Origin of the sequence: Streptomyces glaucescens, from assembly GCF_002154375.1 — a bacterium.
GTDB classification, from domain to species: domain Bacteria; phylum Actinomycetota; class Actinomycetes; order Streptomycetales; family Streptomycetaceae; genus Streptomyces; species Streptomyces glaucescens.
Genome location: NZ_MUND01000571.1, coordinates 1 through 5602, shown reverse-complemented (window position 1 = coordinate 5602; position 5602 = coordinate 1). Strand labels below are relative to the sequence as shown.

Annotated in this window: 3 protein-coding genes and 2 pseudogenes; 3 read left to right on the top strand and 2 right to left on the bottom strand. The window is 70.6% G+C overall.

The genetic code is table 11. The features are described from left to right. Together CCN42_RS32070 and CCN42_RS32065 are read left to right on the top strand one after the other, a co-directional pair. Positions 1–231, top strand: a 231-nt coding sequence (locus tag CCN42_RS32070; RefSeq protein ID WP_211294834.1) for a hypothetical protein, incomplete at its 5' end; no start/stop codon positions are given. 172 nt (positions 232–403) lie between these two features. Continuing rightward, positions 404–1335: pseudogene (locus CCN42_RS32065) on the top strand (IS5 family transposase). 57 nt (positions 1336–1392) lie between these two features. Here CCN42_RS32065 and CCN42_RS32060 read toward each other — a convergent pair. After that, a pseudogene (locus tag CCN42_RS32060) lies at positions 1393–1659 on the bottom strand (flavodoxin domain-containing protein); the annotation flags it as partial. Positions 1660–1734: 75 nt separating this feature from the next. After that, the gene (locus CCN42_RS32055) at positions 1735–2346 is read right to left on the bottom strand and encodes a hypothetical protein (protein WP_086740860.1); all 612 of its coding nucleotides are present in this window, start codon (positions 2344–2346) and stop codon (positions 1735–1737) included. Between the two features lie 1104 nt (positions 2347–3450). Here CCN42_RS32055 and CCN42_RS32050 point away from each other — a divergent pair. After that, complete coding sequence (locus CCN42_RS32050) at positions 3451–3828, top strand: peptidase inhibitor family I36 protein (protein ID WP_245877565.1); 378 nt, start codon at positions 3451–3453, stop codon at positions 3826–3828. Positions 3829–5602 lie beyond the last annotated feature (1774 nt).

Here is a 5602-nt window from a genome sequence, read left to right as displayed (position 1 = left end):
CGCCCAAATGAGATGACGTCTAAGCTGGACTGGCTACGCTCAGCCGACCTCCAGGTCGTCGAGGACTACCTCAGTGCCGGGAAGGCCATGGCCGAGCACTCCGCCAGGCGAATGATCCACGAGCGCGGCGGCTACGACCTCGCGACATCAGCCGCCGCGCTCCGCGCCAGGCAGAAGCCACCCAGCCATGCTGCCCGGCTCACCGACCCAACCGACCCCCGCTTCCCTTGACCAAAAACTTAGGGACACCCTCGGGCGGCGTGTGGTGATCATCTGGGACGTCCGCTGGTGGATGCGGTCGCTCCCAGGGCACGATGATGGGACGCGGGATCAGATACGGATACTTAGGCGCTGTTTCTCGGATCTCCTGATTTGGGCGGGGTGTTGGGGTCAGGCTGGCTTCATGGGTCGTGGGGATCTGACGAATGCGGAATGGGCTCGGCTGGAGTCTTTCTTACCTCCTGGTGGTGCGCGGGGAGGTCGGTGGAGCGATCACCGTCGGGTGATCAACGGAGTTCTCTACCGGGTGCGGACTGGTGTGCAGTGGCGGGATCTGCCGGAACGGTTCGGTCCCTGGGAGACGGTCTATAAGCGGCATCGCCGCTGGTCAGCGGATGGAACGTGGAAGATGCTGCTGTCTCGCATCCAGGCCGCCGAAGACGCTGCGGGCGGGATCGACTGGGACGTGTCGGTGGATTCGACCGCGGTGCGGGCCCATCGGCACGCCGCCGGTGCGAGGAAGGCGCCGCCGGCCCTGGATCTTCAAAAGGGGAACGGCCGGGGGACGAACCAGGTCGATCCGGTGCTGCGGAAACTGGCCGTCCGCCTGGAGGAGGTGGTCAGATCGGCGAATGCCTGGGACGCTCCCGCGGCGGATTCACCACCAAGATCCATCTCGCCGCCGACGGACGATGCCGGCCCCTCGCGTTCGTTCTGACACCGGGACACTACGGTGACGGCCCCCAGCTCGAGCATGTGCTGGAGCAGATCTCCGTGCCTCGATCCGGAGTGGGACGGCCCCGCACCCGGCCCGACCACGTGCTGGCCGACAAGGCCTACACGTCCCGAAAGAATCGGCGCTACCTGCGACGACGCGGAATCCGGCACACCATCCCCGAACGTCTCGACCAGCAAAGGCACCGGCACAACAGAGGATCCCAAGGCGGCCGGCCCACCGGATTCAACCGCGAGCACTACAAGAAACGCAACACCGTCGAACGTGCCATCAACCGACTCAAGGGCTTCCGCGCCGTCGCCACACGCTACGAGAAACGCGCCTACATCTACCTCGGCACCGTCTCCCTCGCAGCCCTCATGACCTGGCTCCGCACATGATCCGAGAAACAGCGCCTAGTCCTCGCCGGGCTCCACGCTCGGGGCTTCGACGTGGGAGTCGCCGTATCGCTCCAGCAGTGCGCTCCACAGGTCGGCGGACCATCGGTCCACCGTGCCGGCGAGGTTGCCGGAGGCGTCGGCGGCGCCCAGGGCCAGCAGGGGCAGGCCACCGGCCGCCGCCAAACGCTCATCGACGACAGTGGGGATGCGCTGGTAGGTGGCGGCCCAGTTGCGGTCGCCGACTCCGAGCACGGCGTAGGGCAGGCCGGCGAGCGCGCCGGGCCCCAGTCCTTCCAGCCAGGCGACGAACTCGGCGGCGTCATCGTGGTACAGCGTGCGACTGTGGCTGCGGAGCGGAACGTCTCCTGCCGCACGCTGCACTCGCGTCAGCTCTCAGGGTCAGGCGGCGCCACGAGCGATGCGCCGACGCAGCACGTACGCGCCAACCCCCAGGCCGCCCAGGAGCGCGAGTCCGCCGGCAGCCGATGAGCCGGAGGGGGCAAGACCGCCGCCACCGGTGTGCACGCCGCCCTTCGGCTTGTCGTGCTCACCACCGGCGTCCTTGTACTCGTCCTTCTTGTCCCCGTCCTTGTAGTACTCGTGGTCCTTCTTGTCCCCGTCGTCACCACCGACCGTGGCGAGCAGACCCCCACCGGTGTGCACGCCACCCTTCGGCTTGTCATGCTCACCACCGGCGTCCTTGTACTCGTCCTTCTTGTACTCGTGGCCGTCTTTCTTGTCCTCGTCCTTGTAGTACTCGTGGTCCTTCTTGTCCCCGTCGTCACCACCGACCGTGGCGAGCAGACCCCCACCGGTGTGCACGCCACCCTTCGGCTTGTCGTGCTCACCGCCAGCGTCCTTGTGCTCGTCCTTCTTGTACTCGTGGCCGCTGCTGTAGGAGTGGTCGTCCTTGTCCCAGTCACCGGCGCTGGAGGCGTAGGCGCCAGGGGCTGCGATGGCGAGGGCCGCCGTGGCCGTGGCCGCGGCGAGGAGAGTGCGGGCAGAGCGCATGGGTGTTTCCTTCCGTCGCAGCCTGCGTCAGCTGACGTGTTGTCGGCTGGTGAGAACCGCAGCGGCGACGTGGCTAACGTCAGCCCAGATGTGCACGTGCTACCACCCGGGCGGGTATCCGAGTGAAGGCATGTCTGGTGAATGGATGAGGCACTCGGCTGTTCGTGTCCCGCCGGCAGTCAACGCGCTCATCAATGCCCAGCGGACGGCCTGGCGCGCCAGCGCTAGACAGGCCGCAGGCTTGAGCTGCGAAGAGCTGGCCGTTAGGTCATGACTCGGACGGCGGCCTCCTGCCCCCTTGGGTCGTTCGGCCGTGTCCCGCTGGCGCCTGCCTGCGCTGCGGATCAGACTGAACGGCGGGCTCACCGACTCGCCTGTCGCCTTCGCCGGTAAGCCTGTGCCGCCACCGTTAGCAGCGCGGCGGCGGCACCGAGGAGTCCTACACCGTCAACGACTCCTACAACGTGGTCTGCGGCAACGTGATCGGGCTGCCTGTCCGGCCGCAGGCAAAAGCCGCCCGGTTACCGGCGGCGGCCGCTGCCGAACCGGCTGCGGGCTTCACGGCCGGCGCTTCGGCCGCCGTGCGTTCGGCTTCCTCCGCTTGGCGGCGCGCGACACGCTCAACAGCGGGATGCCGCAGGCAGCGGAGCTGGACAAGGAGGGCAACGCGAGCGCCGGCCCGGCGGATGCGCTCACTGCCGGTGCCGGATCTCTGCCCACAGCCCCACGGCCCGAGCATCGTTCGAGGCCGCCGCGATCAGCGAGGCGGCCCGTACGTTGAGGAGTCGACATGCCCGAACACCACGCCGCTCGCCCCGATGACCCGCATACGGCCATCAGCGCCTTCACTACCTCCGTGCCGTCCAGGCCGACGACACCGGTGCCGCCCGCGAGTTCGCCGCCGTTGCACCGCGGATGCCCGAGCTGCTCGTCGACGTCGCGACGCGGATCGTCGTCCCTCAGCGCCGTCAGCGCGGGCGCACCCCCTCCCGGGAAGCCACCGGCAGCCGCCGTGCGCCCGCCCACCCGGGTGAACCCGCGGATGAGTCGCCCAGCCAGACGCCGGCGAACCGTATCTGTGGGACATAATGAAAAACCTGATGCGTGCCGCGGCCGTCGCCGCCCTCGCCCTCACCCCGCTGGCCGTTCCGGCCTCCGCTTCCAGCGAGCCGCCGCGCCGCGGCTGGGATCGAATGCCCGTCCGGCTACGTCTGCATCTACCCAGAGATCAACTTCGGCGGGCAGCCCTGGGTCCGCCGCGCCTCCGACGGCAGCGTGAAGGACCTCCCGACCGCGATCCGGGACTGCGGCAGCTCGATCCGCAACAACTCCGACCGCACTGCCCGCGTCTACGAAAAGCGCAACCACTCCGGCCGCTGGGTCTGCGTCACCCGCAGCGGCGGCTCCATCCACGACCTGCGCAGCTACAACCTCAACGACCAGACCCGCTCACTGAAAATCAACCGCAACGACTGCGGCTGACCCCCGCACCATCCGTGTCGGCCGCAACCGGCAGCAGGCGACAGCCCCGGCCCTGGGACTCACAGGCCGACGCGCCCACCACTGCACCCGTCCTGCACCCGTCCCCAGCACCTCGCCGGAGCGTGCGTCTGACTCCCGCCTGCGGGCGCACCCCGCCTGCACGACACCGTGTCCTCACACCGCCACCCGCTACGAAGATCCCATTCCGATGTAGTGCAGCCAATCCTGGCGCCATACGGACGGGACGTCGATTCCGACGAGGAGGAGACCATGGTGAGCGGCGAGCACCTGGTCGTGCAGGTGCTGATCCGCGGCCAGGCCCGCATCCGCTCGGCGAGCGGGAGACCGGCCGCAGCGTCCGCCGCGGCGAGATCGAGGACCGAGCGGGCCAGGAGCGGGGGCATCTCAAGGGCCGTTCCCAGGAAGACCCTGGCGTCGACGCGGACTTCGTCCATGTCGACGCACGCGGACCACGGCTTCCGAACGGGCGCGGTGATGTCGCGGCGCAGCAGGCCCGCCAGAGCGTTTCGGGCCGGGCGGGCCCAGCGGAACGGCCCGCCAGCAGCGGCCAGGCGCAGCAGCGCACCGAGCACCAACGGGCCAGCGGCGCCGAGCTGGACGGCGTGGTCAGCCAGCCACGGCCGGGCAGCCCCGGGGGATGCGGTGGCGAGGTGCTCGAAGAACGGGGCGGCCGACCAGACACCGGCCGCCTCGTCGGCCGCGAGCAGGTGCGGGGCGTGCTCGTCAAGGAGCCAGGCCGCGGCCGGGCCGGAGCGGAAGAAGAACGCGGTGGCGCGCGGGTCCGCCCAGCCGGCCAGTTCCCGCGCCGCCGGCCGCCCGGCTTGTGAAGGGCGGCCAGCTCGAGGTCCCGCCCGGCGCGGCCGGGCGGCGGCACCGGCAACTCCCGGGCGGCGGCCAGGAGCCGCCGGTAGAGGGCCGCGGCGCGGGCCGGGTCGGCCACGCCGCCGTGCAGGGTGCCCGACGCCTTGCTACACAGCGCGGGCCGCACGCCCAGGGCATCCTCCTGGAAGGCGCCGAGCGGGACACCCACCAGGCGCTCGGCAATCCCCGCGGCCCGGGCCCGGTGATACCAGCCCGGCCGGGCCAGCTGCCCGCGCAGGATATCGGTCGCCCGGCGTACCCGCGCCCGCGCTTGGGCATCGGCGCCGTACATGCCCGCGCCACCGGCGGCGAACGCGGCCGGTGGCCATCCGGCGACGGCGGTGTGATGGCGCGAGTGCGGGCGGGCAGCGGTCCGCGGGTCGGGCGGGCCGGCTGACTGAAGCTGGCGCAGCCCGGCCAGCAGCGGGTCGAAGCCGACCAGCAGCGGGGCGGGCAGGACCGGCGACCAGGCCCAGACCCACAGCCAGGAGGCGAGCGGCTCGTCCCCGCAGCCGGCCTGGCCCAAGTCGGCGGCAGGCAGAACCTGGTCGACCTCGGCGACGGCAGGGCCGGACCGAGCGCCGCGCGGGCCCGCTGATGCAGCCGGTAGCCCGCTCGGGCGGGCAGGCACCCAGCACGAGAGCGGCCAGCCGAACGCCTTCCGCTGTCGAACGGCCAGCCAGCAGCCACACAGTGGCCTCGACCGCCCGGTCCCACCACTCCCCTACGTCCGCTGAGCCGGGGCCCACGGTGGGCGGGTGAGCGGCGAGGTGAGCGCCAAGCACCCGGTCATTACGGTTTCCGCCGGTCAGCGACCCCGCGAGCAGGATGCCCTGGCCGTCGGTGATCGCACACCTCTTCGACGGAAACGACTAGGTTCTGTCTCTTTGGT